General features: G+C 36.1%; 26 protein-coding genes and 1 pseudogene. 7 read left to right on the top strand and 20 right to left on the bottom strand.

Going from position 1 to position 25,249, the window contains the following annotated elements; translation table 11 throughout:
- Positions 1-12: 12 nt before the first annotated feature.
- Together EM808_RS13075 and EM808_RS13070 are read right to left on the bottom strand one after the other, a co-directional pair.
- Positions 13-654, bottom strand: a complete 642-nt coding sequence (locus EM808_RS13075) for a class II aldolase/adducin family protein (protein WP_127738642.1) — start codon at positions 652-654, stop codon at positions 13-15.
- A gap of 56 nt (positions 655-710) precedes the next feature.
- Positions 711-1,790: an isocitrate/isopropylmalate dehydrogenase family protein gene (locus EM808_RS13070; protein ID WP_127738641.1), complete on the bottom strand. Its 1,080-nt coding sequence runs from the start codon at positions 1,788-1,790 to the stop codon at positions 711-713.
- A 356-nt stretch (positions 1,791-2,146) separates the two neighbouring features.
- Between EM808_RS13070 and EM808_RS13065 the strand changes: the two genes are divergently transcribed.
- Positions 2,147-2,641: a PTS sugar transporter subunit IIA gene (locus EM808_RS13065; RefSeq protein WP_127738640.1), complete on the top strand. Its 495-nt coding sequence runs from the start codon at positions 2,147-2,149 to the stop codon at positions 2,639-2,641.
- Positions 2,642-2,802: 161 nt separating this feature from the next.
- On the opposite strand, the pseudogene EM808_RS13060 reads toward EM808_RS13065, so the two are convergent.
- The 3 genes and pseudogenes from EM808_RS13060 to EM808_RS13050 all read right to left on the bottom strand — a co-directional run.
- Positions 2,803-3,480 (bottom strand): annotated as a pseudogene (locus EM808_RS13060) (TerC family protein); the annotation flags it as partial.
- 74 nt (positions 3,481-3,554) lie between these two features.
- On the bottom strand, positions 3,555-4,847 hold the full coding sequence (locus EM808_RS13055) for a CitMHS family transporter (protein WP_127738638.1): 1,293 nt from the start codon (positions 4,845-4,847) through the stop codon (positions 3,555-3,557).
- A gap of 35 nt (positions 4,848-4,882) precedes the next feature.
- Complete coding sequence (locus EM808_RS13050; RefSeq protein ID WP_127738785.1) at positions 4,883-5,962, bottom strand: isocitrate/isopropylmalate dehydrogenase family protein; 1,080 nt, start codon at positions 5,960-5,962, stop codon at positions 4,883-4,885.
- A gap of 257 nt (positions 5,963-6,219) precedes the next feature.
- Here EM808_RS13050 and EM808_RS13045 point away from each other — a divergent pair, with 257 nt between their 5' ends.
- Positions 6,220-6,843 (top strand): RraA family protein, encoded by a 624-nt coding sequence (locus tag EM808_RS13045; RefSeq protein ID WP_127738637.1) that lies wholly within the window; start codon positions 6,220-6,222, stop codon positions 6,841-6,843.
- Between the two features lie 53 nt (positions 6,844-6,896).
- A complete protein-coding gene (locus EM808_RS13040) occupies positions 6,897-8,042 on the top strand; it encodes an MFS transporter (protein WP_127738636.1) in 1,146 nt (381 codons plus the stop codon).
- A gap of 39 nt (positions 8,043-8,081) precedes the next feature.
- Here the strand turns inward: EM808_RS13040 and EM808_RS13035 are convergent, their stop codons facing one another.
- From EM808_RS13035 to EM808_RS13025, 3 genes are all read right to left on the bottom strand, one after another.
- Positions 8,082-8,867 carry a class I SAM-dependent methyltransferase gene (locus EM808_RS13035; RefSeq protein ID WP_127738635.1) on the bottom strand — a complete coding sequence of 262 codons (786 nt, stop codon included), beginning with the start codon at positions 8,865-8,867 and terminating at the stop codon, positions 8,082-8,084.
- Positions 8,868-9,133: 266 nt separating this feature from the next.
- Positions 9,134-9,589 carry a hypothetical protein gene (locus EM808_RS13030; protein WP_127738634.1) on the bottom strand — a complete coding sequence of 152 codons (456 nt, stop codon included), beginning with the start codon at positions 9,587-9,589 and terminating at the stop codon, positions 9,134-9,136.
- A 107-nt stretch (positions 9,590-9,696) separates the two neighbouring features.
- The gene (locus EM808_RS13025) at positions 9,697-9,906 is read right to left on the bottom strand and encodes a hypothetical protein (RefSeq protein ID WP_127738633.1); all 210 of its coding nucleotides are present in this window, start codon (positions 9,904-9,906) and stop codon (positions 9,697-9,699) included.
- A gap of 240 nt (positions 9,907-10,146) precedes the next feature.
- On the opposite strand from EM808_RS13025, the gene EM808_RS13020 reads away from it, so the two are divergent.
- On the top strand, positions 10,147-11,022 hold the full coding sequence (locus EM808_RS13020) for a VanW family protein (RefSeq protein ID WP_127738632.1): 876 nt from the start codon (positions 10,147-10,149) through the stop codon (positions 11,020-11,022).
- Positions 11,023-11,133: 111 nt separating this feature from the next.
- Here the strand turns inward: EM808_RS13020 and EM808_RS29535 are convergent, their stop codons facing one another.
- The 3 genes from EM808_RS29535 to EM808_RS13010 all read right to left on the bottom strand — a co-directional run bounded on the left by EM808_RS29535 (position 11,134) and on the right by EM808_RS13010 (position 12,878).
- Positions 11,134-11,259: a hypothetical protein gene (locus EM808_RS29535; RefSeq protein ID WP_268926514.1), complete on the bottom strand. Its 126-nt coding sequence runs from the start codon at positions 11,257-11,259 to the stop codon at positions 11,134-11,136.
- A 341-nt stretch (positions 11,260-11,600) separates the two neighbouring features.
- On the bottom strand, positions 11,601-12,002 hold the full coding sequence (locus EM808_RS13015) for a hypothetical protein (protein WP_127738631.1): 402 nt from the start codon (positions 12,000-12,002) through the stop codon (positions 11,601-11,603).
- Positions 12,003-12,050: 48 nt separating this feature from the next.
- Complete coding sequence (locus EM808_RS13010) at positions 12,051-12,878, bottom strand: TrmB family transcriptional regulator (RefSeq protein ID WP_127738630.1); 828 nt, start codon at positions 12,876-12,878, stop codon at positions 12,051-12,053.
- Between the two features lie 139 nt (positions 12,879-13,017).
- Here EM808_RS13010 and EM808_RS13005 point away from each other — a divergent pair, with 139 nt between their 5' ends.
- A complete protein-coding gene (locus EM808_RS13005) occupies positions 13,018-13,647 on the top strand; it encodes a homoserine/threonine efflux transporter (protein ID WP_127738629.1) in 630 nt (209 codons plus the stop codon).
- 543 nt (positions 13,648-14,190) lie between these two features.
- Here the strand turns inward: EM808_RS13005 and EM808_RS13000 are convergent.
- From EM808_RS13000 to EM808_RS12980, 5 genes are all read right to left on the bottom strand, one after another.
- Positions 14,191-16,056 (bottom strand): serine hydrolase domain-containing protein, encoded by a 1,866-nt coding sequence (locus EM808_RS13000; protein ID WP_127738628.1) that lies wholly within the window; start codon positions 16,054-16,056, stop codon positions 14,191-14,193.
- Positions 16,057-16,419: 363 nt separating this feature from the next.
- Entirely contained in the window at positions 16,420-17,307 is an 888-nt protein-coding gene (locus EM808_RS12995; protein WP_127738627.1) for a DMT family transporter, read from the bottom strand.
- Positions 17,308-17,370: 63 nt separating this feature from the next.
- Positions 17,371-18,288: a D-alanine--D-alanine ligase gene (locus EM808_RS12990; RefSeq protein ID WP_127738784.1), complete on the bottom strand. Its 918-nt coding sequence runs from the start codon at positions 18,286-18,288 to the stop codon at positions 17,371-17,373.
- Complete coding sequence (pdxR, locus tag EM808_RS12985) at positions 18,288-19,742, bottom strand: MocR-like pyridoxine biosynthesis transcription factor PdxR (protein ID WP_127738626.1); 1,455 nt, start codon at positions 19,740-19,742, stop codon at positions 18,288-18,290. Before pdxR ends, EM808_RS12990 begins: the two co-directional genes overlap by 1 nt.
- Positions 19,743-19,951: 209 nt before the next feature.
- Positions 19,952-20,494: a sugar O-acetyltransferase gene (locus EM808_RS12980; RefSeq protein ID WP_127738625.1), complete on the bottom strand. Its 543-nt coding sequence runs from the start codon at positions 20,492-20,494 to the stop codon at positions 19,952-19,954.
- A 198-nt stretch (positions 20,495-20,692) separates the two neighbouring features.
- On the opposite strand from EM808_RS12980, the gene EM808_RS12975 reads away from it, so the two are divergent.
- Positions 20,693-21,436 (top strand): SDR family NAD(P)-dependent oxidoreductase, encoded by a 744-nt coding sequence (locus tag EM808_RS12975; RefSeq protein ID WP_127738624.1) that lies wholly within the window; start codon positions 20,693-20,695, stop codon positions 21,434-21,436.
- Between the two features lie 99 nt (positions 21,437-21,535).
- Here EM808_RS12975 and EM808_RS12970 read toward each other — a convergent pair whose 3' ends face one another.
- Positions 21,536-22,789, bottom strand: coding sequence for a DUF445 domain-containing protein (locus tag EM808_RS12970; protein ID WP_127738623.1), 1,254 nt, complete (start codon positions 22,787-22,789; stop codon positions 21,536-21,538).
- Positions 22,790-22,940: 151 nt separating this feature from the next.
- Positions 22,941-23,108, bottom strand: coding sequence for a hypothetical protein (locus EM808_RS28595; protein WP_164849659.1), 168 nt, complete (start codon positions 23,106-23,108; stop codon positions 22,941-22,943).
- Between the two features lie 205 nt (positions 23,109-23,313).
- Between EM808_RS28595 and EM808_RS12965 the strand changes: the two genes are divergently transcribed.
- Entirely contained in the window at positions 23,314-23,784 is a 471-nt protein-coding gene (locus EM808_RS12965; protein WP_127738622.1) for a DinB family protein, read from the top strand.
- A 167-nt stretch (positions 23,785-23,951) separates the two neighbouring features.
- Here the strand turns inward: EM808_RS12965 and EM808_RS12960 are convergent, their stop codons facing one another.
- Positions 23,952-24,593 (bottom strand): hypothetical protein, encoded by a 642-nt coding sequence (locus EM808_RS12960; RefSeq protein WP_127738621.1) that lies wholly within the window; start codon positions 24,591-24,593, stop codon positions 23,952-23,954.
- A gap of 32 nt (positions 24,594-24,625) precedes the next feature.
- On the bottom strand, positions 24,626-25,228 hold the full coding sequence (locus tag EM808_RS12955; RefSeq protein WP_127738620.1) for a hypothetical protein: 603 nt from the start codon (positions 25,226-25,228) through the stop codon (positions 24,626-24,628).
- Between the last annotated feature and the right edge of the window lie 21 nt (positions 25,229-25,249).

The following is a 25,249-nucleotide window of genomic DNA, read 5'->3' as shown; positions in this document are numbered from 1 at the left end:
CGTAATGCCTCCTTATCGTTTAATCCTTGGCTTATAAAGGGACTCTTCCAAAAACTCTGTCACTTTAAAGCTTGGCAGCGAATGTAATTCAACCCCACTTGATTTCGCTGTTAACATCATTCTGCACGTCATTTCTAATGTTTCTATTCTCATTAAAGCTTCCGAAATGGAGGAATCCATTACTACTACACCATGATTTCGCATCATAATGACATCAGATTTCTTTGCCTCTTCCGCTATCGCTTCTCCTAGCTCTCTTGTTCCTGGATGAAAATAATCTACATAGCCGATATTTTCCAGGTAATAAAAATTTTCAATAAACAGGTTTGCCACTATTGGTTCTTTACTGCATGCAAAGAGCGTTGTATAGAATGGTGATGAATGGATAACCGCTTGTACATCTGGCCTTGTTTTATAGATTCCTGTATGCATTGGTGTTTCTTTCGAGGCTTTTCGTTCACTTAGATTTTGTTCATTCTGAAGGTCAAATAGGACAAAATCTTCGTCTTTCAAGTCGCCCATAAAGGTGCCTGAAGCGGTTATCAGCATTGTATTTTCATTGACTCTGCTGCTGATATTACCTGATGTTCCCCATGCCAAATTATTATTGAGCATATACTTGCCGCATGCTATCAGCTCATTACTACTATTCATGAATTAATCCTCCTATAGAAAAAACCAAACAGATACCCGTTTGGTTTTTATTTTATTTATGCTTGCATTCTCGTGATAACAGCTTCTGTAAATTCTGTCGTAGATGCCGTTCCGCCAAGGTCACGGGTAGTTGGTCCTTCGGCGATTGTTTGTAAGACAGCATTTTCGATTACTTCGGCAATGACATTTAAATGATGATCATCATGATGGTTTGCCAGCCACTGTAGAAGCATCACTGTTGAAAGCAGCATACTTGTTGGGTTTGCAACATTCTGACCGGCAATATCCGGTGCTGAACCGTGTGCTGCCTGTGCCATTGCTTGCTCACCATTTGTGTTGAGAGATGCTGACAAACCAAGACTTCCAACAAGTTCACCAGCAAGATCTGATAGGATGTCACCAAATAGATTAGTAGTTACGATAACATCAAACTCTTCTGCTCTTCTTACTAAGTGAGCTGTCATTGCATCAATATGAAAATCATTCACTTCTACTTCTGGATAGTACTTTTCACCAACCTCGTAGCAAACATCACGGAATAATTCATAGGCAAACTTGATTACATTTGCTTTGTGAACGATTGTTACTTTTTTTCGTCTTGTCATTGCCAGCTTAAATGCTTCATGGGCAATTCTTTCTGTTGCTTGTCTTGTAAATACGCCTGTTACTAATGCAACATCCTTATTTACCATGTATTCTCCTGTACCTTTATACATATTTCTATCAGACAGGAAGCCCTCCGTATTTTCTCTAAAAACAACAAGATCTGCATTTCCTACTAAACTAGTAGTCCCCGGCAATGCGCGGCTTGGACGTACATTAGAATATAGATCAAAATGATGTCTAAGTTCACCACTTGGATTACGCTTCGAGATTCGATGCTCATCAGGGTAAGCTGCTGAATCATGTGGAGCCATCAGCCAGCCATTCGTATCCTCCAGGCCTTTTTTCGTTATTTCTGGAACAGGATCATTATATTTTTTAATACCTTCCCATCCCATCGGCAGCTCCTTGTATTCAAAAGTTGTACCATTATTTGCTTGTTGAGTGGCAGCCTTCAATACTTCTACAGATGCTTTCACAATTTCAGGTCCAATTCCGTCTCCATAAAGAACACCTAATTTATAATTTGCCATCAGATAACCACCTTTATTGTTGTATGAATTAACTGGTTAATACTTACTTTCTACATTTATTCTATTACATTTAAACCATAATAAAAAATACACATTTTCTATTAAATATCATAAAAAAAAGTTATGGATGTACGAGGTAACCACCCATATTTCTGAAGAAAGTTTTCCATAACTTTTCATTATCTCTGTTCATTCTATATTAGAATAATGGATGAAACTGTTGGTATCACTAGGTTTCTAGGTTTGTATATTGATGTTCTCCTAAAAAGGAATTGACGAACAGTTTGCCACTCGTTACATTTACTTTTAAAGGGAACAGGAGATTTAGTTTCTCTTGTATGAAAGGAGATTAAATAATGTTTAAAAATAGTCATCAGAAGAAAACAGAAGCAAATTCTATTTTTACTCCTGCAGATGGAAAGTTTGTCTCTTTAGAAACTGTACCAGATCCAATTTTCAGTAATAAGCTTGTTGGTGAAGGCTTCGCCGTCCATCCTTCCAATGGTAAAATTGTTTCACCTGTTTCTGGTGAGGTTACCCATATTTCTCATACGAACCATGTTATGACGGTAAGAAATTCAGAGGATATAGATGTTTTGATCCACATCGGTCTTGAAACCGCTTCCCTAAAAGGTGATTACTTTAAAGCTTTAGTTACACTTGGTCAATCGGTAAAAATGGGCGATGCTCTCCTTAATTTTGATATGAATTATTTAAATGAAAATGCTTATAGTCCGCTAATATTAGTGATTTTGCCGAATATCAAAAATAAAAACTACTCGCTTATATGGCAGGATGCTGATACTTTAGCTGCTGGCGAGACAAAAATTGTTTCTGTTGTAGAAAGATAGTTACAAAAAGAAGGTGCCGATTTGAAATTCGGCACCTTCTTTTTTTATCAAACCTTTGTCAGCTCTCTTTCCCGTTCTTTATGGCCCTCTATATTTTCGCCATTCAGGAATTCTTCAGGTTTTTCCTCATCCATAAAGTTAATTGATTCCTTTACTTCAGCAGAAGCTACATCACCCGCTGGAATATCTGACGCTTTCTTGTTTTTATAAACTCCTATCCCAACTACCAATGCAATGACTAAGAGTTCAAAGCCATACTTTAATAATGGGTTTTGGAAGTATGTACCTATAAAGGGTTCCGCGACGATCATTTTCGAGGCTGTCCATGCTAAAATCCCTGCACCGAAAGTAATAATGACTGGAAAGCGCTCAATCCATTTCAATATTAATGTACTGCACCACATTACGACAGGAATGGATATTAATAAGCCAATGACTACTAATAAAATACTGCCATGGGCAGCTCCTGCAACTGCTAGCACATTATCTAAGCCCATTAAGGCGTCGGCAATAATAACTGTTCTGACTGCACCCCAAAAATTATTGCTCGATTTGATATCGCTATGTTCCTCATTTTCTACTAATAATTTATAAGAAATAAAAACTAGCATTAGCCCGCCTGCTACATGCAGCCCTGGTACCTTTAATAGCCATACAACAGCTAGAGTTGCTATAATTCGAATAATGATGGCACCAAGAGAGCCCCACATAATAACCTTTTTCTGCTGGTCTTTTGGCAAGTGCCTAGCAGCAAGACCTATTAATATGGCATTATCTCCTGCCAATACTAAATCAATAACAATAATGGACAATAATGCCGTGAAAAATTCGAGTTCCATTTTCATCCTCCTTGATAATATAAATAGCCCTTTCGCAAGGGCTATTATATGTGGTTACATTTAGTTTCTTGAACTCACAGGACCATTGCTCCTGTTAAGATTCCAACGATAATCATCACAACGGCAGTTAAGAGAATCCAGCCCATTGTAAATTTTTGTAGTTTTCCTAAATCACTTCTGATTAATTCGATTAACACCCATAATGGTGCTGATGTTGGACCTATTAAGTGTATCGTCTGTCCAATCACAGATGCTCTTGCAATACTGACAGAATCAACACCATACTGACTGCCTGCCTCTGCTAATACTGGTAATGCCCCGAAGAAAAAGGCATCATTAGACATAAGGAAGCTAAGCGGCAAACCTATGATTGCGACAATGATAGTATAGTAGTCTCCAAACGCGCTTGGAATAATCGAAACAATATCATTTGCCATATGGTCAACCATTTCTGTACCTTGAAGAATACCTGTGAATATACCCGCTCCCAGCACAAGCGATACAACTGGTATGGCATTTGAAGCATGTTGTTTTAGCACCTTTTTTTGTTCTTCAATATTTGGGAAATTAACTACTAAAGCAATGGCGAACCCAATGATAAAGAGAATATACAATTCTACTACGTCTAGAATTAATACGCCCATTATTGCTAAAGTTAGAAATAGGTTAAACCAAATGATTTTAGAGTTCTTTTTCACTGGTGCTTCTGCTGTTGCTGCAATCTCTTGATTATATTTAGCAATAACTTCTGCGCCAAGACGCTTTCTCTCTCTTTTTCCTAAGAAATAGGCAATCGCTAATGTAGAAATCGCCCCAGCGACCATAACCGGCAGCATTGGAATAAAGTATTCATTAGCATTAAGACCAAGCACACTTATTGCTCTTGTTGCAGATCCGCCCCATGGCGTACTTCCGGCAATAATTCCTAATGACATGATAGAGACAGTTGCTAATATTAAAGGATTCATGCCAATTTTCCGGTACACGGGCAGCATCGCTGAACAAATAATCATATATGTTGTTGTTCCATCACCGTCTAATGCTACAAGCAATGCTAATATCGCAGTCCCCATTGCTATTTTAACCGGATCCCCTTTAGCAATCTTTAAAATCATATTACTAACAGGATCAAACAAACCAGTATCCATCATGATACCAAAGTAAAGAATTGCAAATAAGAGAAGTACTGCCGTAGGAGCTGTAAGCTCTACTCCCTGTACCATCATATCCCCTAATTCTGACCCAAATCCCCCGAGTAAGGCAAAAATTACAGGAACAAAAATGATAGCTGTGAAGGCAATTAATCGCTTAGACATGACTAAGTAAGTAAACACCGCAATAGTTAGAAACCCTAGAATTGATAACAAATTTATACCCCCAAACACATTGAATGCGTTTTCATTTATTTGACAGCTAACTCACCAATTCTTGCGATAATCGCCTCTGCAAACTCAGAAGTTGATGCAGATCCCCCTAAGTCTCCTGTCATTGTCCCGGCTTTAAGGCAGCTGTTTATTCCTTCTTCAACAAGCTGACCAACTTGGTGTAATTTTGCGTCATGATGTCTTTCACTCAACCAATCCATCAGCATAACTGTTGACAGCATGATTCCAATTGGATTGGCAATATTCTTCCCAGCAATATCCGGTGCTGATCCGTGAGCAGCTTGAGCCATTGCCTGATTTTCATTCGTATTGATAGAAGGAGCTAATCCAAGACTTCCAACTAATTCACCAGCCAAATCTGATAAAATATCACCAAACATATTCTCTGTTACTATAATATCAAAATCTCTTGCTCTGCGGACTAAGTGTGCTGTCATTGCATCGATATGGTAGTCATCAACCGTAACCTCTGGATATTGCTGTGCTACCTCTTTACATGTATTTAAGAAAAGTCCAGTTCCTAGCTTGATAACATTTGCTTTATGAACAATTGTTACTTTTTTTCTGCGCTGCATCGCCATTTTAAAAGCAGCGTGTGCGATTCTTTCAGCGGCTTTCTTCGTAAATACACCTGCAGATACGACAACCTCTGGCGTTATTTGCCATTCTCCCCCACCTATATGCATGTTTCTATCTGTGTAAAAGCCTTCTGTATTTTCACGATAAATAATTAAATCCGCTTCACCTACTACGCTTTTCGCTCCCGGCATTGTTTTTGCAGGTCTAATATTTGCGTATAAATCTAAAGTGTGGCGAAGTTCACCGCTTGGGTTTCTTTTTGCTTTATGTTCTGGCGGATATGCTGCAGAATCGTGCGGTCCTAGTATCCAGCCATCACAGTCATTTAACATTTCCTTCGTATATCTAGGTGTTGGATCATTATACTTTTCAATCCCCTCCCAGCCCATCGGAAGCTCTGTCCAATCAAACTTAACATTTAACTCCTGTGCAGCTGCTTTAAAAACCTTCACTGTAGCGCTTACAATTTCTGGACCGATACCGTCACCTTGTAATACTCCTAGCTTATATGCCTTCATCATTTCATCTCCCTATTTGTTTTGTTCTTGTAGATTTTCAATATTGAATTTCTACTATCACTGTAATATAAAGCTAACGATAAATGAAATATCGCTTTTTTATGTTTATCCATAACTATTTTTTATTTTTGATTTCTAGACAAGACGATTTAACCATCACTTTTTTTTTATAGATAACGATAACTTATATTGATTTCTATCCTATCGTGTAAGTTTTGTATAATGATAGAAAACGGTTATTAAAAGGAGAGACTTACATGGAAAAAATAATAGAGCAATTTAAAAGCATTCCTACTACATCCATTTCCGATACGATGAATGGATTAAATAATTTCGATCCTTCTATAAAGCCTATTAAGGAGGAATATTCTTTCGCTGGGAGAGCGCTAACTGTTAAGATTCCTGTTGGCGATAATTTAGCAGTTTTAAAAGCAATCAGAGAGGCAAAACCTAAGGATGTTATTATTGTTGATGCAAAGGGAGATACATATAGAGCTGCTGCAGGAGACTTCGTGATTGGTATGGCCAAAACGCTTGGCGTTGGTGCATTTGTTGTGGATGGTGCTATTAGAGATATTAATGGCATTAAAGAACTTGACTTCCCTGTTTTCTGTAAAGGAACAACTGTCGCAGCAGGAGGAAAAGCTGGCATGGGAGAGATTAATATCCCAATTTCTTGTGGAGGCGTTACGGTAAAACCAGGTGATATAATTGTCGGCGATATTGATGGTGTTGTTGTAATTCCACAGGAGCAGGAAGAAGAAATATTGATCAAATCACTTGATAGAGTGGAAAAAGATAAGTTAAGAGAAGAAAAAGTTTCAGGAAATAAAGAAGAAATTATTAAATACCTTGATCAAATGATCAACTCTGTTAAATAACTAGTTAGGAAAGGAAGACCTCAGCGCTTCCTTTTTATTATGGGGAGATATAGATGATATTAAAAATTATTATATTTTCGGTTTTTGCGTTTCAATTAATTATTAATATTACTCGGCCAATTATCACGTTATATGCTTCTAACTTAGGCTCAAATACATTTGAAATAGGCATTTTAACAGCTGCATTTGCTTTTTTCCCACTGCTATTTGCCTTACAGGCTGGCAGAATAGCGGATAAGTATGGTGATCGCTATCCAGTTATCTTTGGGATGATTGGATTAGCTGTTGGGATGTTTTTTCCATACTTCTTCACCACGATTTGGGCGCTTTATATTAGTCAGTTTATTGTCGGGATATCCAATATCTTTATTGCTGTGTCCCTGCAAAATGTCATTGGAAATATTGCTACGGAATCAAATCGCGATCAGTATTTCAGTATGTTTGGCATGGCAGTTGCAGCAGCCTCGTTAATAGGACCAATACTAGGAGGCTATATTTCCGAACATTATAACTATAATAGTGTGTTTCTCGTTTCTCTCCTATTAGCTATTTTCCCAATTATCATAAGCTTTAAAGTTCCTGCCATTAAAAAGGATGTGAGTGAAAAGAAAAGCATCATCGAGTCAATCGGCCTATTAAAAATCCCTTTACTGAAGAAGGCTTTATTTTCAAGCGCTTTAGTCTTATACTCCAGGGATATTTTCGTTGCCTACTTTCCAATTCTTGCAAAGGAAGCAGATTTATCTAATTCCCAAATAGGGCTCGTTATTTCCTTACAAGGATTAGCGATGATTATTATTCGGTTTGTTTTACCAAGACTTCTTATACTAATGAGCAGGGACTTCATTTTATTTATTTCCGTCATCTTGGCAGGAGCCTCTTTTCTGCTTATTCCATTTACAGGAAGTTTGATTTTTTATTGTGTATTTAGCTGCTTAATGGGGTTTGGGCTTGGCTGTGGCCAGCCATTATCCCTAACCACCACTTATAACGCTTCACCGTTAAACAGAACTGGTGAAGTGCTTGGTTTACGACTATCTACCAATAGATTATCCCAATTAATAGCACCAATATTCTTTGGCCTTGTCGGCTCATGGATGGGCATTCTGTCTGTGTTTCTCTTTAGCGGCTTTTTCTTAATTGGGGGGTCTTGGTTTTTAAAAGAAAATAAAACTAGTTCTATTCAAATGAACAAATAATAAAAAGATAAGCTGGATTCAGCTTATCTTTTTTTGTGGTTACTTCTTTTCCATCAGTGCAATCCATTCGTCGAGTTTAAAGGAATGGATTGCATTTGGAGTCAGTTGAAAATCAAAATAATCCTTCACCTGTTTTTCGGCATTTTGTATGTACTGTGCTACTTTTGAGATTTCCTCATCTGAACTAGTTGTTCGCTCTACCCAGCTTTGATATTCTAGTTGTTTTTTTCTTACTTTGGATTTCACAAGAACAAAACCAGTTTCATCTACCCAGCTTTGCCACTCATTCTGTGAATAGCAGCGTACATGGCTGTTATCTCTCAGCTGTTCTAAAGTATTAATAAAATTATCAAGAAGAGGATTTACTGGTGCAATATTATCAACTAATAACAGCCTTCCGCCCTGCTTTAATACCCTGTGTGCTTCCTTTATAAATTCCTTCGCATTGGGAAAATGATGTGCAGCAATTCTGCATGTAACTAAATCAAAGGTGTTATCTAAGAAGGGTAAGCTTTCTGCATCTGCCACAATGTAATTAACGTTAGAGGCAGATAAATCCACAAAACGCTTCGCTTCTTTTAGCATTTCCCTTGTGATATCTGTTGCAATAACTTGGTTAACATGTGGAGCAAAAAGCTTTGTTACATGTCCGCCGCCTGTTGCAATATCAAGTACAGTCCAACTCTTTTTGGGTTCAGACCATTCAAGCAACATTTTTAAGTCTTCCCCAGATGAATGGCTTTTACTTTCTACATATTTTTTGGCGTTTGCCCCGAATTGCTGCTGTACTTTCGACTTTATTTCATCAGAATTATGATCCTTCATTCTCCTCACCTCTCTTTATACTATATAACTAATTATTCATTGTTTATCATCGAAAATAATTATCGGTAAGGATAAGTTTTCGTTATTACACCATAAAAAAAAGCTGCCAATATGGCAACCGAAAATCTCCTAACATTAAGAAACATCCTTATCCTGTGTAAAGAAAAAAATAAAGATAACAATTGGCAAGGCAATCAGAAACAAACTGGTTTTATTTGCACCTTTAATTGTTGGTAAATCTGTTAAAGCCATTTGTGTTCACCTCGTTAGCACCTTTTTAATTTTTCCAATAATGTATGATCGATAATGTAGCCGGAGCTCACAATTTCATTAAGCTCCCTTTGATTCTTTTTTAAATATGGCAATACGGGTACTACCTTCTCCCTGCCTAATAGTGGGCCGCTAATACTTAAAGAGAATCTTGCATCAGAGGAAATAAAAAGCCCCACAAGGTTTATTTCATCTTTTATTAACAGAATGGCCACTAAGATATCAATAACATCCAACGAAAAGTTAAACAAATGATTCTTTCCTTTTCCCTCTAACCTCGAAACTCCTGTAATAGGACCACCAACGGTTACACCAAAATAACCTGGTCCAAAGTAAATTCTTGTTAATGTTATTTGTCCCGTTAATAATAGGGAGGCAATAATGAGATCAAGATCCCGCTGAATCTCTCTAATAATGGCTGTATCTAACATTGCTTTTTCTTCCAGTTTCATGATACTCAGCACCTATGAATCGACATATATTAGTTATATGCCTAGAACAAAAAATGGTTCCGTTTCTGTCTGGCCATTACCTGTATTCATTGTTAAAAATATGCTCCCTAGAAAAATGGTCCTCCCATAAATAAAGCTGGAGTAGAATGCCCAAATCCATATGGATGGAATCCCCATAAAAAATTAGAAAATTGCCCAATAGGCGTGACTGGTCCAACGTGAATATGAGGTCCAATGCCACTAACCCCAATGGGTCCAACTGGGCCAACATGCACATGGGGAGCAATAAATACAGGACTTCTGCTGTAATAGTTCATCTTTACTTCATCCTTCTTCCATTTAATAAGTTCAGATGCGGTTAGATCCTAATAAATATATGATAAAAGGAAGAAATTTGTTAAAGTGAAAATGGCTAATTCGCTGTTAATTCCTCATTAGCACTTAGTAAAAAGAGCAGTTTTCTATCCTATTTGTAAACCATCATTTTAGGTAATTTATAAAGACGTTACATAAAAACCAGGCTATTATCTCACACTGATAATAGGGAGGGTTTGCAAATGTTACTTAGTTGGATGCTTGCACTTTTAATTTATACGCAGCAGGAAAATGTACAAGATAACTTAATTATTACGAACAAGGGCGATGAAATGTATGTTGTAAATCGGTCTAACTTTTCCATGCAGTTCCCTATACTGCCTTTTATAGACATGAAAAAAGTGAAGGACTTTATGGACGAAATAGATGAGCAAGTAAGCAAAAAACCGAAAAATGCTTCTTTAGACGCATACGGAAATATTACATCAGAACAAGTTGGCTATCGCTTAAACAGAAGAGTTTTCACGGAGGAAATGCTTTCCTATTTTTTTAATAAAGGCACATCGACTATAGAGCTGCCGATAGTCGCTAATTATCCTCGGGTCGATAGTGAGTTACTTGGCAACATTAAAGGGGAAAAAATTGGGGAATATATAACATTTTATAATCCTTACAATAAAGAAAGAAAAAATAATATTGACCTCTCAGCAAAGGCAATCAATAATTATGTTCTATTTCCAGGAGAGGTGTTCTCCTTTAATAAGGTAGTTGGAGAAAGAACGGTTGATAGAGGGTATATGCCTTCAACTGCAATTGTTAACGGGGAATATTCTGAAGAATTTGGCGGAGGAATATGCCAAGTTTCTTCTACGCTTTTTAATGCTGTCGATAGTGCAGGTTTAAATATAGTAAAGCGCTTTACACATAGTAAAGGGGTTGCATACGTTCCAGTTAACAGGGATGCAACTGTAAGCTGGGATGGGCCAGATTTTGTCTTTAAAAATGATTATAATCAGCCTATCCTCATCCTTGCAAAAGCAGTTAATAACCATGTAAAAGTTGAGATTTATTCATCTGATGTTATTACATATACGCCTAAAAAAATTCCATATCTCTAATAGTTTAAAACAAAATTCAATTTAGACGTATATAAGATGGTTGGCCCCTCTTCATTTACTTGTCACAATAAGTTCTTTTGTATCGATATCATAAATTGCATAGCTTATTTCTCACATATAATCCTTTGTAACTGTTACTGCACAATAATATGGTAATTTTCTACCATAGGCGTCAAGCTGTGGAATTTCTTTAAATGAATAAATGTCGTTTGAATCTTGCATGATAAAGTCCGCCATAGTAGACCTCCCAGCGGAATCTATTTCAATTACACACTTTCCCTTAACGACATCATATTCTTTTAACAGCATGTATTTTAAACTTGGCAAAACACTATTAAGATTAAAGCACCTAAAACAATAGCTCCACTGGCTTTTCCTATCTTTATAAAAGGATAGGCCTTTTTTCGATACATTTGAATAAAGGAATAAACCGCAAAAATTACCAGCAAGAAGTTAACACAAAGTCCGAAATAATATACAGGAATTTTTCTCACTTCTTAGCATACTAAAAAATAAAGCAAGATACCCGTATACGGCTTATTAAAATTAAACATTTAACCAAATTTCTAACTGCAATATTATAGACAATCACTCACCAATTCCTCAAGAAATAATGTCAATTCTTGTTCGATTTCTTCTACAGCTTCATCAATTAGTTCTCCTGTGATCTTACTGCCTGGTATCCTTCGTCCTATTGGTACACCCAAAAACCTACAATTACATTCCCAGATGTAAATGATATGTATATCTAGAGGTTCCCCTTCGCTTTCATTTATGCCAATTGAAATGGAGGAATTGTATCCGGGGATAAATGGATCATTTCCTTCGATTACAAATTCAGCTTCAAGTAATAGTCCAACCTCCATTAAAATAGGCTTCTTTTTCTTTAAGTATTCTTTCATAAAAATAGTTAAGACTTTTTCTTTATTTTTTATTAGCTTCCTCAAATCACTATTAAATTCTTTTTGAGGATATTTCATAAAACTATCACATCACTTTTTTTTATTTCACAAAAAAAATCAAATATGCTAGTCCACATAATGCTTCTTAAAGTCTGGATGGATGGAAAATTTGCGGCGCAGCTGAATGAGATTTTTTCCGAAGCTTTCCTCTAATAGTTCTCTGTGCTTCGCCATAATTTCCATAAGATATAAATCGTGGATTATCACTTCTGTTATTGGCATCACTAATCCAACATGCATTGTCCATGCTGCACGGCTATCATCACCAAGTGAGACAATTCCTGCAACTACTTCCGAGTCATCGCCACTGATTACAATCCATCTTCCGCCATACTCATCTGTAATGGCATCACCCATATAATGCAGATATACGTTAGCGAAATCAGAAACAATTTCCCCGTACGCAATAATCGTTACATTGACCCCTCTTGCGGCTGCTTGTTTTAGTTCAGCCTCCAGCACCTCGTATTCCTCTTGCCAAACCTCAAGTAAAATTCGTGTGGAAGAAGATGAAATACATGCTTTTACCTTATCGAGTATTTCACTTCGACCCATAATGTTCCAAATATTCTCACGGTCATTTGCGGAGTTCTCAAACTGAGCTAATGAATTTTCGGCAAGCTCAAAATTCTCTTCCGCTTTTTGTCTGCGGTTTTTAATTAGCTCCTTCGCAGGCACTGGTGTGTACTGCGGGGTATTACCTAGACTAACTAAAATATCGCCTCTGCTTGTAAGGTTGTCCAGTACTTCATATATGCGCGAACGCGGGACACCGGAATTTTTTGCGACAGCATAGCCTGTTAATGGTGAATCCTGTAAAAGTGTGAGATATGCTTTTGCTTCATACTCTGTAAAATGAAGATTTTTTAATGTTTCGAGAATGTTTTCTTTCATAAAGCCTCCATCCAATAGTCGCTATGTTTGTAACTAATATTTTAACAAAATCTGTTGATTATTTCCAAATCAATCTGCTATACTCATTAAAAAGTAGTTACCTAAGTAGTCACTATCAAAAAAAAGGGGGAAATGTAACATGGATAGCTTATTAACATATGTATCAATTGCTGCGATGATGGTTATTATACCGGGAGCCGATACAATGCTGCTTGTAAAAAACACGCTAGGTTATGGTGCGAAGGCAGGACGCTTCACTGTTCTGGGGATGGCAACTGGATTATGCTTTTGGACACTTATTGCAATTCTTGGGTTAGCGGTTGTTATTGCAAAATCTGTGATTCTTTTCAGTACCATTAAATATTTAGGGGCTGCTTACTTAATTTACTTAGGAATTAAAAGCTTCTTTACTAAAAGCGTCTTCTCTTTAAAGGAAATTCAAGCACAAGCAAATGCACCAATAAAGTCCTCAAAGCGTCATAATAAAGAGGCTTTTATGCAGGCGTTACTGAGCAATGTTCTTAATCCAAAGACTGTTTTAGTTTACATAACAATCATGCCGCAATTTATCAATCTGAAGGAAAATGTGAACGAGCAGCTGATTATTCTAGCTCTTATCCTGACATCACTTGCTGTTGTATGGTTCTTATTTCTTGTTCAGCTTATTGATTATGCAAAAAAATGGTTGAATAATTCTAAATTCCAAAAAATCTTCCAGAAATCAACGGGAATTATGTTAGTTGCTTTTGGAGTTAAAACAGGAATTTAAACCTTATGTTTATTATTTCCGTTCAGAGAATCTGGACGGTTTTTTTAATACACACACTACATAGAAATTCTTTACACTTGACATTAACTTTGTTATGATAAATTAAGTTCCAATATAAGGAAGGATGTAAAGACATGGTTTTACTTATTATCTTTGGACTATGCCTCATTTATTTTTTACCATTAGCTTATATGTTTTTTAAGACTGACAGTTTTTTTGTTAAAATTATTTCTTCTTTTGTAGCTATATCATCTGTCCCTGTTGCCCTCATTATCATGTGTGTATTACAGAACTTTGATATATTTTCAGATGATCGCTTCATGCACTTCTTTTACATAAATAATGTAAGTAATTAAAGGCTCCATTTTTATTGCATTGCTTAACGGTGACTGTCTCTTTGACGGTTAAATGAAAACTTACCGTATAGCGATGCAATAGACCTTAAAATTCCGCTATAAAAAAGGATGCCTTTTAGACATCCACCGTACATACCTCTAATTACAACTTTTTTTGTATTAAGATTAAGATAATAAATAAATTTAGTTAACTATAAAACTGCCATGCTAATAGTAAAAAAATCAGCATGCTAATCGAAAATATTGTTAATACATAAAAGCACTTCTGTAATTTTGTTAATTCAACCGTGTTCCACTTAAATAATATGAAACCAATAGTTATAACAGCAATAACGGTTAAAATATAATTTATCATTATTTGTGGAAGTACTTCAGCATAACCCCTATCACTATTACTTAGCATCCTTATTATTAATACCATTATGTTTACTATGAATGCTGTGCCAACAATGTTTAATAAATATATCCATTTTCTAAGTTTTAAAATCAACTGTTTTCGCTTCTTATTTAATACACTTGTTATTATTAAAACAAAAGGAGAGATGATAAAGAAAAGGACGCAATATGCGAATAGAATAGCGCTGAATGCTAGCCAATAAGTGTTATTCTTCATTGGCAGATAATCAGAAATCGATGTATGAATTTGATTAACTGAACCATCTTCGAATGAGAAATAAAGCACATTGGTCGGAATAAACATGGAATGACCCTTGTTCATTTTATAAACATTTGGATATATTTGCGTGTAAATAGCTGTTTGCCCTGCCAAACTAACCTCTATATCAGTCTCATTCATTGATTTCACTACAAGTGGCATTAGCTTGTAATACACATTTAAGAAGCCACTTTCCATTTGTCTTGCAGTAATATATTTTCCTTCTGTTATTTTCGAATCTGGCAAGTCTGTTATTTTGACGTCATTTATTTCTCTCTCTCCAACTAATTCTTTCGTAAGCCCATATGTTAGATCAACCTCTCCTGCTTGATTCGTTAACACAATAACAGCAAAGCTTTCTTCCGGGACTATATGAAAATTACTGGAAAATGATGCCGTATTACCTCCATGTGTAAATCCTTTTGACTTACCATGATATTCCCAAAAACCGTGAGCAATACCAGGAACATTTCTATTAACAGTATAACTTTGTGCAAGCATGTTACTTAACGTATTTTCGTTCTTAAATAAAACGGAATTCTTAACCTGCGGCATCAACGCACGTGCAAATTCTGCTAAATCCTGTGCTGTTCCATTTATTCCTCCGCTCGGGTACATAGACATATAAAAAGGTGTTGATGGTTTAAAATCCCCTTTTCCAAGCAGTTCATAACCATTCACTTTATCCTTTGTTAACGGCTCTTTTACACCTAAATAGAACGTCGATTCTGAAATCCCCAACTTTTGAAAAATATGTTCTTCCACATAATCACTAAATTCTTGTTCCGTAATTAATTGAACAATATAAGCTGCCAAGCTGGTAGAATAATTGGAGTACGCCACAACTTCCCCAGGACGATAAATTTGGTTCGGCTCATGCATTTTTAATCCTTCTTCTAATGTTTTCATATGGTCATCTGTGGCATATCCTAAGTCAAATATCCTTTCCTCAAAACCCGCTGTATGGTTCATTAAATTCAGCATTGTTATTGGATCCTCATATTTTAAATTTTGGAGAAATCCTTTAGGCAAGTAATTGCTTATATCTTCATCCAACTTGATTTTCCCTTGTTCCTCTAATTGCATTACTGATACCCAAACAAACAACTTACTTATGGAACCCCATTCAAAAACGGACGTATTCGGATTTATTTTCTGTTTCTTGTCAACATCTCCATAGCCATATCCTTTTGAAAAAATCACTTCATTATTTTTTACGATAATAATGCCTGCACCAGCTGTCTCTTTACCAATATAGTCACTCACATAGTCATCAACAAAAATCTCTATTCCAGTAAGTGGAATTCCTGACGGAGTTGTAAGTTCCTTTGCATAAAGTGTCTTTGGTACAAATAATGCAATTACTATGAGCAAAAAAACAATAACTATTTTTTGCATATTACCCCCTTAATATTATGCGAAAAAGACATCCTGAAATATCTAAATTTTCTGATATTTATGCGTACAGTGATAAATATTCTTTTGCGCATTAATTGGCATTCTTCTCCTTTTAATTGTATCTGTAAATCATTTACAAGTAATCGACTACAAGACCTGTTCTTTTCTAAGCCTTTAGAAGTAGTAAATATATAAATTTAAACTTTTTTTGGCAAGCTTTTAAATAAATGAGCACATATGTTAAGGAAGCTTGAAATTTTTTTCTTTTATTATCTCAGCGAATGTAGTAGGTTCCTATTCCACAAAAAAAGCCGCAACTAGCGGCTGACAAAAATAATCCTATTTTAGAAGTCCAGCATTTGTTTATGTTTTATAAGAGTCGCTTCGTGTAACCTTTGTATTTTTACCGACAATAACAGAAAGCAGAACTATGATAGCAATACCAATTGTCATAACACTTATAGCTTCATTGAGAAAAATAGCAGCAAATAAAATCATAAGAAATGGCTGTAAGTATTGTATTTGACTGACTCTGGCAATGCCGCCCAAGCTCATTCCGCTATACCAGGCAACATATGCAAGAAACTGACTGACCACACCAAGATAAATTATGCTGATCCAAGCTTGCATTGGTGCATGTATCATATCTTGCGTGAAATTTAAGCCGACAGGAATAATGAAAAATGGTGCAGCAATCAAAATGGCCCAGGCAATGACTTGCCAGCTGCCTAATTCCTTCGCTAATCTTCCTCCTTCTGCATAACTAAACCCCAGCAGCACCACAGCGGCAAGTAAAGCTAAATCGGCGAATTGTAATTGACCGAAGCCTAGAATTAAGGCATACACGATAACGGCACAAGACCCTATCAGACTAGAAAGCCAGTATTTAAGTGATGGCTGTTCACCTGCACGTAACATGGCAAACCCTGCGGTTACTAAAGGGAGGAGTGCCACCTCAACAGCTCCGTGTGATACAGGTAAGTATTCCATCGCCCATGATGTGAGGAGCGGAAATCCTAACACAGCACCGAGTGCAACGACGAGAATACTTTTAAATTGCCGGATAGAAGGGAGCTTTTCCTTACGGACTATAAGTATGATAGCTACTAAAATAGCAGCAATAACTGTTCTTCCTAACCCGACAACGGTCGTTCCGAAATAATCTACTGCTATACTTGTCGCAGGGAGTGTTAAACTAAAACAAATAACACCGACTAACCCCAGCAAAAAGCCCAGTTTGTCTCTTTCCATGTAAAACACCTGCCTTTCACTGGATTTTATTACATAGTAGTTATTCTTTGTAGTGGTTTATTGTTATATCGAATACTCTTTCGATCGTAACTTAAGTGAATTATCAATGATTAAATCTAGTAACTTACCATATGGAATTCCTGCGGCATGCGCACTTTTTGGGAGCAGGCTGTTTTTCGTCATGCCTGGCAGTGTGTTAACTTCTAATATATAAGGGATACCATCTTTAAGCATCATGTCGATTCGCGCATACACACTGCATTTCAAGGAATGATAGCAAGTCAATGCAGCTGCAGAAACGCGTTTTTCTATTTCTGGGGGAAGCTGAATCACCTCTTCAATCGTAGCTGCATCATCATATTTGGAAGTATAATCAAAAAACTCTCCTTTATGTTGAATCGAAATAATCGGCAGCAGCTCTCCGTTTAAGACAGAACAAGTAATTTCCTCCCCCTTAATATGCTGCTCAATCACTACCTCATTATCCCATTTAAATACTTCTGAAATGGATGATAGTAATGTCTCTTGATCATAGACAATTTTCACCCCTACACTCGAACCACCTGTATTAGGCTTTACAACTAGTGGATAACCCATTTTTTCTATTTCACTTAGAGGCAGTTCCTCCAAGCTTGAAAGCTGAATCCAATTTGGTGTTAACATACCTTCATAACGGATGATTTTTTTGGAGAGATTTTTATCCATGCATAAGCTGCTTGAAAGGACACTGCTTCCTGTATAAGGAATGCCGAGGGTTTCAAGTGCTCCTTGAATGACGCCATCCTCCCCGAACTTGCCATGCAGAGCAAGCAGTGCAATATCAAGATTTTTTGCCTTTTCGACAACTTCTTGTTTACTGTTAAGCTCAATGGGGATAATTTCGTACTTAGTTGTATCTAAATGAGCGATCATTTCCTTCCCTGTCATAATGGACACTTGCCTTTCAGAGGATAATCCACCCATAATTACGCCAACTTTCATCATCTTTCGCCTCCATAATGTTCTTTTATCGTTTGTCCTATCCGCATTATTCCACTGCTTATTTCGTCTTCCTTCAATCTTGAAAAACCTAAGCGCAGTGTATGTTTCCCATTATCGTCAGTATAGAAGTCATTTCCTAGTGAAAAGACAACACCCTTTTGAGAGCATTTATTTAATAGCTCACGGGCATCAATCTTATCATCCAGCTCAATAAAAAGATGCAGACCACCATCACCAGTGATTCTTTTCATTGGGATATATCTTTTTGAAGAAGTTAATGCTAGTTCATACTTTTTCTTATAAACAGATCTGGCTTTTTTTATATATTTCTCAAAGTAACCATCATGTAAATACTGATATAAAACTGCTTGATCTAATGTAGATGTATGAATGGTGCGAGCACGCTTCATACTTTCCAAATAATAAATTAAGTCTTTATCCGCTAAGACCCATCCGACCCTTAAACCGGGAAAAAGAATTTTGGAGAAGCTGCTTGTATAAATGACATTATTACCGCTTCCAGCAAATGCTGCCAATGGCGCAAGATGGGCCCCTGAATATCTTAGCTCTTCATTAAATCCATCCTCAACAATTGGAACTTGATAGGCAGAAAACAATTCCATCATTTTCTTCCGTTTTTCAGATGAGGTTACAATACCAGTTGGATTATGATAGGAGGGAATTAGGTAGGCAAAATCATATTTGTTTTTTGTTAAAAGGGATTGCAGCATGGAAATATCCAAACCGTCATCTTCCATGTCAATTCCATCGATTTCATAACCATGCATGCGAAAGAGCTTAAGTGCAGAATGATGTGTTGGATTTTCACATATAATTCGGCCATTTTTCTTGTTTAAAGAAGATAAAATAATATCCAGGCCCTCTGTGAAGCCATTTGTTATCAGGATATCCTTTTCTTTAATGTCAACGCCCTTCACTTCCATATAATGCAGCAGGTATTCAATAAGTGGTTTATAGCCCTTTGCATAACCATAATTCAGCACAATATCGCCTTCAATAGCCATCCTGTTTAAAAAGGCCCTTTTAAAATTTTCCACGTCAAAAAGCTTTTCATCTGGTGCAATACTATTGAATGAAATCATTTGATTCCTTCTGCGCACACCATGCTTCATTAAGTCGAGGTTTTCTGCCAAAAGTGCTTGCTCACTCATCTTTTCTTGCCAATTCACTTCGATAGATGGGGTTTTGGAGGTTTCCACACTTTTTACAAAGTTTCCTTTTCCCTTAACTGCGTAAATAAGGCCTTCTTGTTCCAAATCTGCATATGCTGTTAAAACCGTATTTCTGCTAATAGCTAATGAAACGCTCAATTCCCTTGTTGATGGAAGCTTTTGATTTTCAAGCAAATGCCCATTTGTAATCATTCTTTTCAGGTATTCCTTAAGCTGTATATATACTGGACGCCCTTGGTTAAGCTTAAAATCATTAAACACAGCATTCATCCTCTCCTTTACATTTTTGCATTTCCAGCGATATTTCTAAAGGTCCACTCAAAGTGGATTTTTATCAATTGGTGGTATGTAATACTTTATAAGCACGATATGCTAAATAGTTATTAGTTAAGTATAAAGCTAATTTAATCATTTTGGCATTCCCCTAATAAATTTAAAAAAAGCCGCCGATTGGCAGCTATATTATTCACTTAATTATCTATGCTTTTTATCACTCTAGCTGGATTTCCTGCAACTACAGTGTTTGCAGGGACATCCTTTGTCACGACAGATCCTGCAGCAACAATAGAATTATCGCCGATTGTAATACCTGCCAATATAACACAGCTGCCGCCGATCCACACATCATTGCCGACTGTTATAGGGATTCCATATCCGCTTTTATTTCTTCCCTTCGGCTCGATTGCATGTCCAGCAGTATAAATTCCGACATCAGGTCCAATCATACAGTTGTCGCCTATTCTAACTTCTGCCATATCTAAAATCGTGCAGTTGTATCCAGCGTAAAAGTTATCTCCAACATGAATATTGTAACCTAAGTCACAATGAAAATTATGTTCAATCGCTGAATTTGCGCCAACACTCCCGAATAATTCTCTAATTATTTCTTCTCTTTTTTCTGAATCCTCTACTTCGCTATGATTAAAAGCTCGAACAAGTTTTTGTGCACGAATGTTTTTTAATTTTAACTCTTCTGTCCCCCGTTCATAGAAGACCTTCTCTTTCTCGCTCACATTTACTTCCTCCTTTCCATTCTATCTATTTTACCATGCAGTGGTATATTTATCCTTTACACACATTTTATTTCTATAAACGTAATATATTAATTTGAGATATTTTAATTGACACTTTCAGACTATGGGTATATTATTAACTTGTAGATAAATACTAGTTAATAGATATACAACTTAGACATTATTGGAGGAATTAACATGACAAATTTACAAGACAAAGTAGCAATCGTAACTGGCGGTGCTTCAGGTATTGGATTAGCAACAGTTAAAGCTTTCCTAGATAAAGGTGCGAAAGTTGTTTTAGCAGACTATAATGCAGAAGCAGGCGCTGCTGTTGAAAAAGATTTAAAAGAAACTTATGAAAATGTATTGTTCGTAAAAGCAAATGTTGCTGAGGAAAGTGAAGTTGAAAACTTGGTTGCTGAAGCGGTTAAACATTTCGGCAAATTAGATATCATCTTTAACAATGCTGGCGTAGGTGTTCAAAAGCCAACACATGAACTTACTGCAGAAGAGTATAAACGTGTTATTGCAATTAACCAAGATGGCGTATTTTATGGTGCAAAATATGCAATCCGTGAAATGCTTAAAACTGGCGGAGGTTCGATTATCAGCACTTCTTCTATCTTAGGATCTGTTGGGGAACCTACTTCTATTCCTTACGCTGCAAGTAAAGGTGCCGTAAATCAAATCACAAAATCACTAGCGTTAGAATATGCAGACCGCAATATCCGTGTTAACGCAGTAGCACCAGGATTTATCGAATCTGGCATGGTTAGTAAAGAAGCTTTAGGTGATTTCTATGATGGTTTAGTTGCAAAACATCCAATCGGACGCTTAGGTAATCCAGAAGAAATTGCACATGCTGTTATGTTCTTGGCAGAAAATGACTTTGTTACAGGTACAACAATCTTTGTTGATGGCGGTTATACTGCTATATAATAAAAAAGTCCCTCCGATTAATAAAATCGGAGGGACTTTTTTATTTTTAATATATGATAGTTGCTTTAACTAATGCTTTTACCGTAAAGGCCTCACTATTTAAATCAACCCAATTAAATAATGAATACCAGTCAAAATAATACCGATAATAAATCCGCAAATTGCTCCATTTACTCGAATCCACTGCAGGTCTTTGCCAATATTATTTTCAATCATGTCAATCATTGTTTCATTGTCTAGCTTATCTAGATTTTCCTGAACAAGATCACCAATCTTAGAATGGTTTTTCTCAATCAGTATGGAAATTTGTGTTTGAATCCATTTATCAATCGTTACACTATTTTTCTGAATCATGCCTATGAAATGCAGGCATAATGGCATAAGATACGTATCAATAAATTCTTCATCATCCAATTGAAGCAATATATTGTTCTGTAGCTTTTGTAAAGCTTCCAATACTGTATTATCTAAATCCCATTCAGATAGTAGCTGATTCTTCCACTTGTCGATCCCCTCAATTAACTGCTCATTATCATTCATTGCCTCAATTTCTTTACGAATATATTTGACGAGAGCTTCGCGGTTTGGTTGCCCTTTATGCTGCAAGCTTCTTACCCCGCTCAACAAAAGGTTTTGAACAATATTCCCGAGTTTCTCTTCGCTAAGTAAGCTTTCAATTGATCTTAACGCGAATTTGAGCATGCCATCTGCTTCAATTCTGTTGATGACATTCATCGAAACACTGCCAAGCTTTTCCTTCGTATCCTCTTGTCTTAACCAATTGTCTGCTTTTTTCAGCACATGGTCTAATACTTTTTCGTCGAAATTTTCATTCACTAATTTGGAGCTTATCATTTGCAGAATTTTTTTCACTTCAATATTAGAAAGCGTCAAAACAATTTGTGTCTTAATGAAAGGCACCATTTTTTCAATTTCAATATTGCTTACTAGTTTTTTAACTGCTTTAACCAATCCAGCTTTCAGAGACCCTTTCGTTATAAGTTCTGTTATGGTTGGGAGCAATTTATCTGTAAATGATATATCCTTAATCTTATCTTGGATACTCTCCTTTGAAAGCCAATCATTTTTCAGCACTGTTACAAGTCCATTTGTGACCCTTTTTCGATTATTAGGTAATAATGCTGTATGGGGTATTGGCAATCCAAGTGGATGACGGAATAGTGCAGTAACTGCAAACCAATCCGCTAATCCGCCGACAAGCCCTGCTTCAAATCCTCCTTGCAGTAATCTGATCCAAATGGAATCATCAAACGGTGCTGTTGCGATATAACCTATCCCCATAATAATAAGGGAATATACAGCTAACTTTTTTGATTTTGTTTTCATAGACATCTTCTTTCCTCATCCTTAAATAATAGTAAATTTATCTAGTCTTTTCTTTATTATAACCTTCAATTGCCGAAAAAAACGTTGAAAAGGCATTGGATAAATAAAAAAGCCGAATTTTTCATCCGGCCCCTTATATAATCTATAAAAATCTCTATTATTTGTCTAGTTTATTCAGCTTTTCAGAGATATCTTTAAGAAGAAGATTCTTTTCTTTTTGCAGCTTTAACAGCTTCCAAGCATACCAAATAGCGAATACAAAGATTGCTATTTTTCCTAAGAATATAAAAGGAATAACTATTAAATTAGCATCCATCCAACTCATGTTAAGACCCCACTTTTTATCTTTTTTCTTATCCAACTGGCTAATTATAACTTTTATTCATCTTTTTAACAAACCCACATGCAAACCAGATTCGCTTTCCTCATTTAGTTTTTACGAAATAAATAAAAAAAGGTTTCCTTTTTTATTATTAACTTACTTATCCATTAATGTATAATAATAACAAGCGTGAAAAGAGGGGGAAGCTATGAATTCAATTGATTTGATTTTATTAAATTTTACAGAAGTAAGAAGAAGAAGTATAAAGGTATGGACATCCATTCCTGCAGAAATGCTGTTATGGAAGCCGGATAATGAGGCGATGAATTGTATCGAAATGATTAGACATGTCCTGGAAAGCGAGCATTATTATCATCTGGCAATTAAAAACAAAGGAAGTTTAGACGTATTTAATTCTCCATTTGAAGGACTGCCGTACACGACAGTTAAAGATGAATTAGAATTTGCTGAACCATATCGCAATGATTTTTTGAAGACAATAAAATCATACACACAAGAAGACTTAGCTACTATAAAGATTGATCGCTCAGAATCAGGTTACATAAGAGAATTGGGAGATATGCTGTTGCGAGTAGCCTATCATGAGTCTGTTCATACAGGCCAGCTCTTAGATTACTTAAGGTCAGCAGATATTCCTAGAGTGCGGATTTGGGATTAAAAACTACATAAGACATTAATCCTTTGTTGACTGCTTTTTTTTTATATGGAAGCTGTTACTGCTCCTCAAAAGTTCTCACTGTTATGCCATTATTACAAAATAAAAAGGGCTGCAATCTGTGATTATTTAACCTCTAGTCAAATAATCACAGATTGCACCCTAAAATATTATATTTCATCTATCAACTTATCATTAATTTGCGTAACCTCTGTTCCCTCTGGCAGGTTATCCATTAACTTCATAATACTTGAATATCGTTCTTCGTTGGAAAACAGATAAAATCCATGCCCATCAAAACCAGGTGTAATATAAAAAGAATTAGGTTTTGCCTCAATAACTGCTGCGCGTTCATTATGATCAAACCTAACGTTATCTTCTGAAGAAATCGCAAAGAATTCATTCATTTGGGCGATGCCATAATTGGCATTGATTATTTTTGCTAATGTATTAATGTCCATATTTTTCACAAAAATACTTGCAGGATGATAGTAACGTCTAATTCTTCTATGTGTGTAAAAAACTCTCTGTGAAGTTGTATACCTTACCTCATATTCTAATCCTAACTCATTTAATTCCTTTTCATATTCCGCCAGTATTAAATATTCAATGGAGTATGTAACATACAAAGGAAAGGTTTTAGTAGCAGACAAAAATTTAATTAAATACTCCTCTTCCGTTCTATCATCTTTTTCATCAACACTAATACAATAAACCTTAGGTTCTCCACCTGAAAGTTCAATCCTAAATGGCAGAAAATGCTCCTTCAACGCCTCTTGCAAATCCTCTTCTTGAATCCATAATTCATCCATTGTTTTTCCCCTTAATAAGTAATAAGACTGTTTTATTCTAAAATCGTTCCATTCGGTAGATAGCTAATCAGCTGTTCAACTGTCGAATACTTGGAATCATTCGTATAGAGGTTAAACCCTTGGCCATCATGCCAGATTTTGATGACAGTTGCTGGATGCTTCATTGTAAAGCACGGTACTAAGTATTGTTTCATCTTTCCGAATAACCCTTTTTTAAGGATAGGCTTATAGCTAGTATTATTGGAAAATGAGATTGAATAAAACTGATTTGATGCAGCAATCCAAAAGCTTTCCTCTAGAACAAGCTTTAATGCAGATGGACCATTAATTGTAATCGTTAAGACTGGAAACCGCTTAAACGATGAACCCTCATACCTTAACGAATATGGGATACTCTCACTAATGTATAACTTCTCTATTTCTTCCGTTACATCACTATATGGTTCATACAAGACAAAATAGGGAAAAGCATTTTGTTCACATAAAAATTTATATAAAAATTGTTTAGTATCCTCATCGTAATTTTCATACTCAGAGGGTCCGATATACAATTTCTTCAGTTTTTGTGCCTTTTCAAAAACAATATAATCCTCTTCAGAATCAAACGCTACAGCCGTTATTGATATTTTTGTCAAAGGGAATCCCTCCCATAAAGG

This window comes from Niallia taxi (genome assembly GCF_004005475.1).
Classification (GTDB): Bacteria; Bacillota; Bacilli; order Bacillales; family Cytobacillaceae; genus Niallia; species Niallia taxi.
The sequence above is the reverse complement of the archived record's forward strand: the minus strand, read 5'-3'. Positions and strand labels throughout refer to the sequence as shown.

Coding starts and splice junctions, on each gene's coding strand:
- EM808_RS13000 (WP_127738628.1), bottom strand. CDS start 16,056: ATGCAAAAAATAGTTATTGTTTTTTTGCTCATAGTAATTGCATTATTT.
- EM808_RS13050 (WP_127738785.1), bottom strand. CDS start 5,962: ATGAAGGCATATAAGCTAGGAGTATTACAAGGTGACGGTATCGGTCCA.
- EM808_RS29535 (WP_268926514.1), bottom strand. CDS start 11,259: ATGGCGGACTTTATCATGCAAGATTCAAACGACATTTATTCATTTAAA.
- EM808_RS13010 (WP_127738630.1), bottom strand. CDS start 12,878: ATGAAAGAAAACATTCTCGAAACATTAAAAAATCTTCATTTTACAGAG.
- EM808_RS13065 (WP_127738640.1), top strand. CDS start 2,147: ATGTTTAAAAATAGTCATCAGAAGAAAACAGAAGCAAATTCTATTTTT.
- EM808_RS13035 (WP_127738635.1), bottom strand. CDS start 8,867: ATGAAGGATCATAATTCTGATGAAATAAAGTCGAAAGTACAGCAGCAA.
- EM808_RS13025 (WP_127738633.1), bottom strand. CDS start 9,906: ATGAACTATTACAGCAGAAGTCCTGTATTTATTGCTCCCCATGTGCAT.
- EM808_RS12965 (WP_127738622.1), top strand. CDS start 23,314: ATGAATTCAATTGATTTGATTTTATTAAATTTTACAGAAGTAAGAAGA.
- EM808_RS13045 (WP_127738637.1), top strand. CDS start 6,220: ATGGAAAAAATAATAGAGCAATTTAAAAGCATTCCTACTACATCCATT.
- EM808_RS13005 (WP_127738629.1), top strand. CDS start 13,018: ATGGATAGCTTATTAACATATGTATCAATTGCTGCGATGATGGTTATT.
- EM808_RS13070 (WP_127738641.1), bottom strand. CDS start 1,790: ATGGCAAATTATAAATTAGGTGTTCTTTATGGAGACGGAATTGGACCT.
- EM808_RS12970 (WP_127738623.1), bottom strand. CDS start 22,789: ATGTCTATGAAAACAAAATCAAAAAAGTTAGCTGTATATTCCCTTATT.
- EM808_RS12975 (WP_127738624.1), top strand. CDS start 20,693: ATGACAAATTTACAAGACAAAGTAGCAATCGTAACTGGCGGTGCTTCA.
- EM808_RS12960 (WP_127738621.1), bottom strand. CDS start 24,593: ATGGATGAATTATGGATTCAAGAAGAGGATTTGCAAGAGGCGTTGAAG.
- EM808_RS12995 (WP_127738627.1), bottom strand. CDS start 17,307: ATGGAAAGAGACAAACTGGGCTTTTTGCTGGGGTTAGTCGGTGTTATT.
- EM808_RS13040 (WP_127738636.1), top strand. CDS start 6,897: ATGATATTAAAAATTATTATATTTTCGGTTTTTGCGTTTCAATTAATT.
- EM808_RS12990 (WP_127738784.1), bottom strand. CDS start 18,288: ATGAAAGTTGGCGTAATTATGGGTGGATTATCCTCTGAAAGGCAAGTG.
- EM808_RS13075 (WP_127738642.1), bottom strand. CDS start 654: ATGAATAGTAGTAATGAGCTGATAGCATGCGGCAAGTATATGCTCAAT.
- EM808_RS13020 (WP_127738632.1), top strand. CDS start 10,147: ATGTTACTTAGTTGGATGCTTGCACTTTTAATTTATACGCAGCAGGAA.
- EM808_RS28595 (WP_164849659.1), bottom strand. CDS start 23,108: ATGAGTTGGATGGATGCTAATTTAATAGTTATTCCTTTTATATTCTTA.
- EM808_RS13030 (WP_127738634.1), bottom strand. CDS start 9,589: ATGAAACTGGAAGAAAAAGCAATGTTAGATACAGCCATTATTAGAGAG.
- EM808_RS13015 (WP_127738631.1), bottom strand. CDS start 12,002: ATGAAATATCCTCAAAAAGAATTTAATAGTGATTTGAGGAAGCTAATA.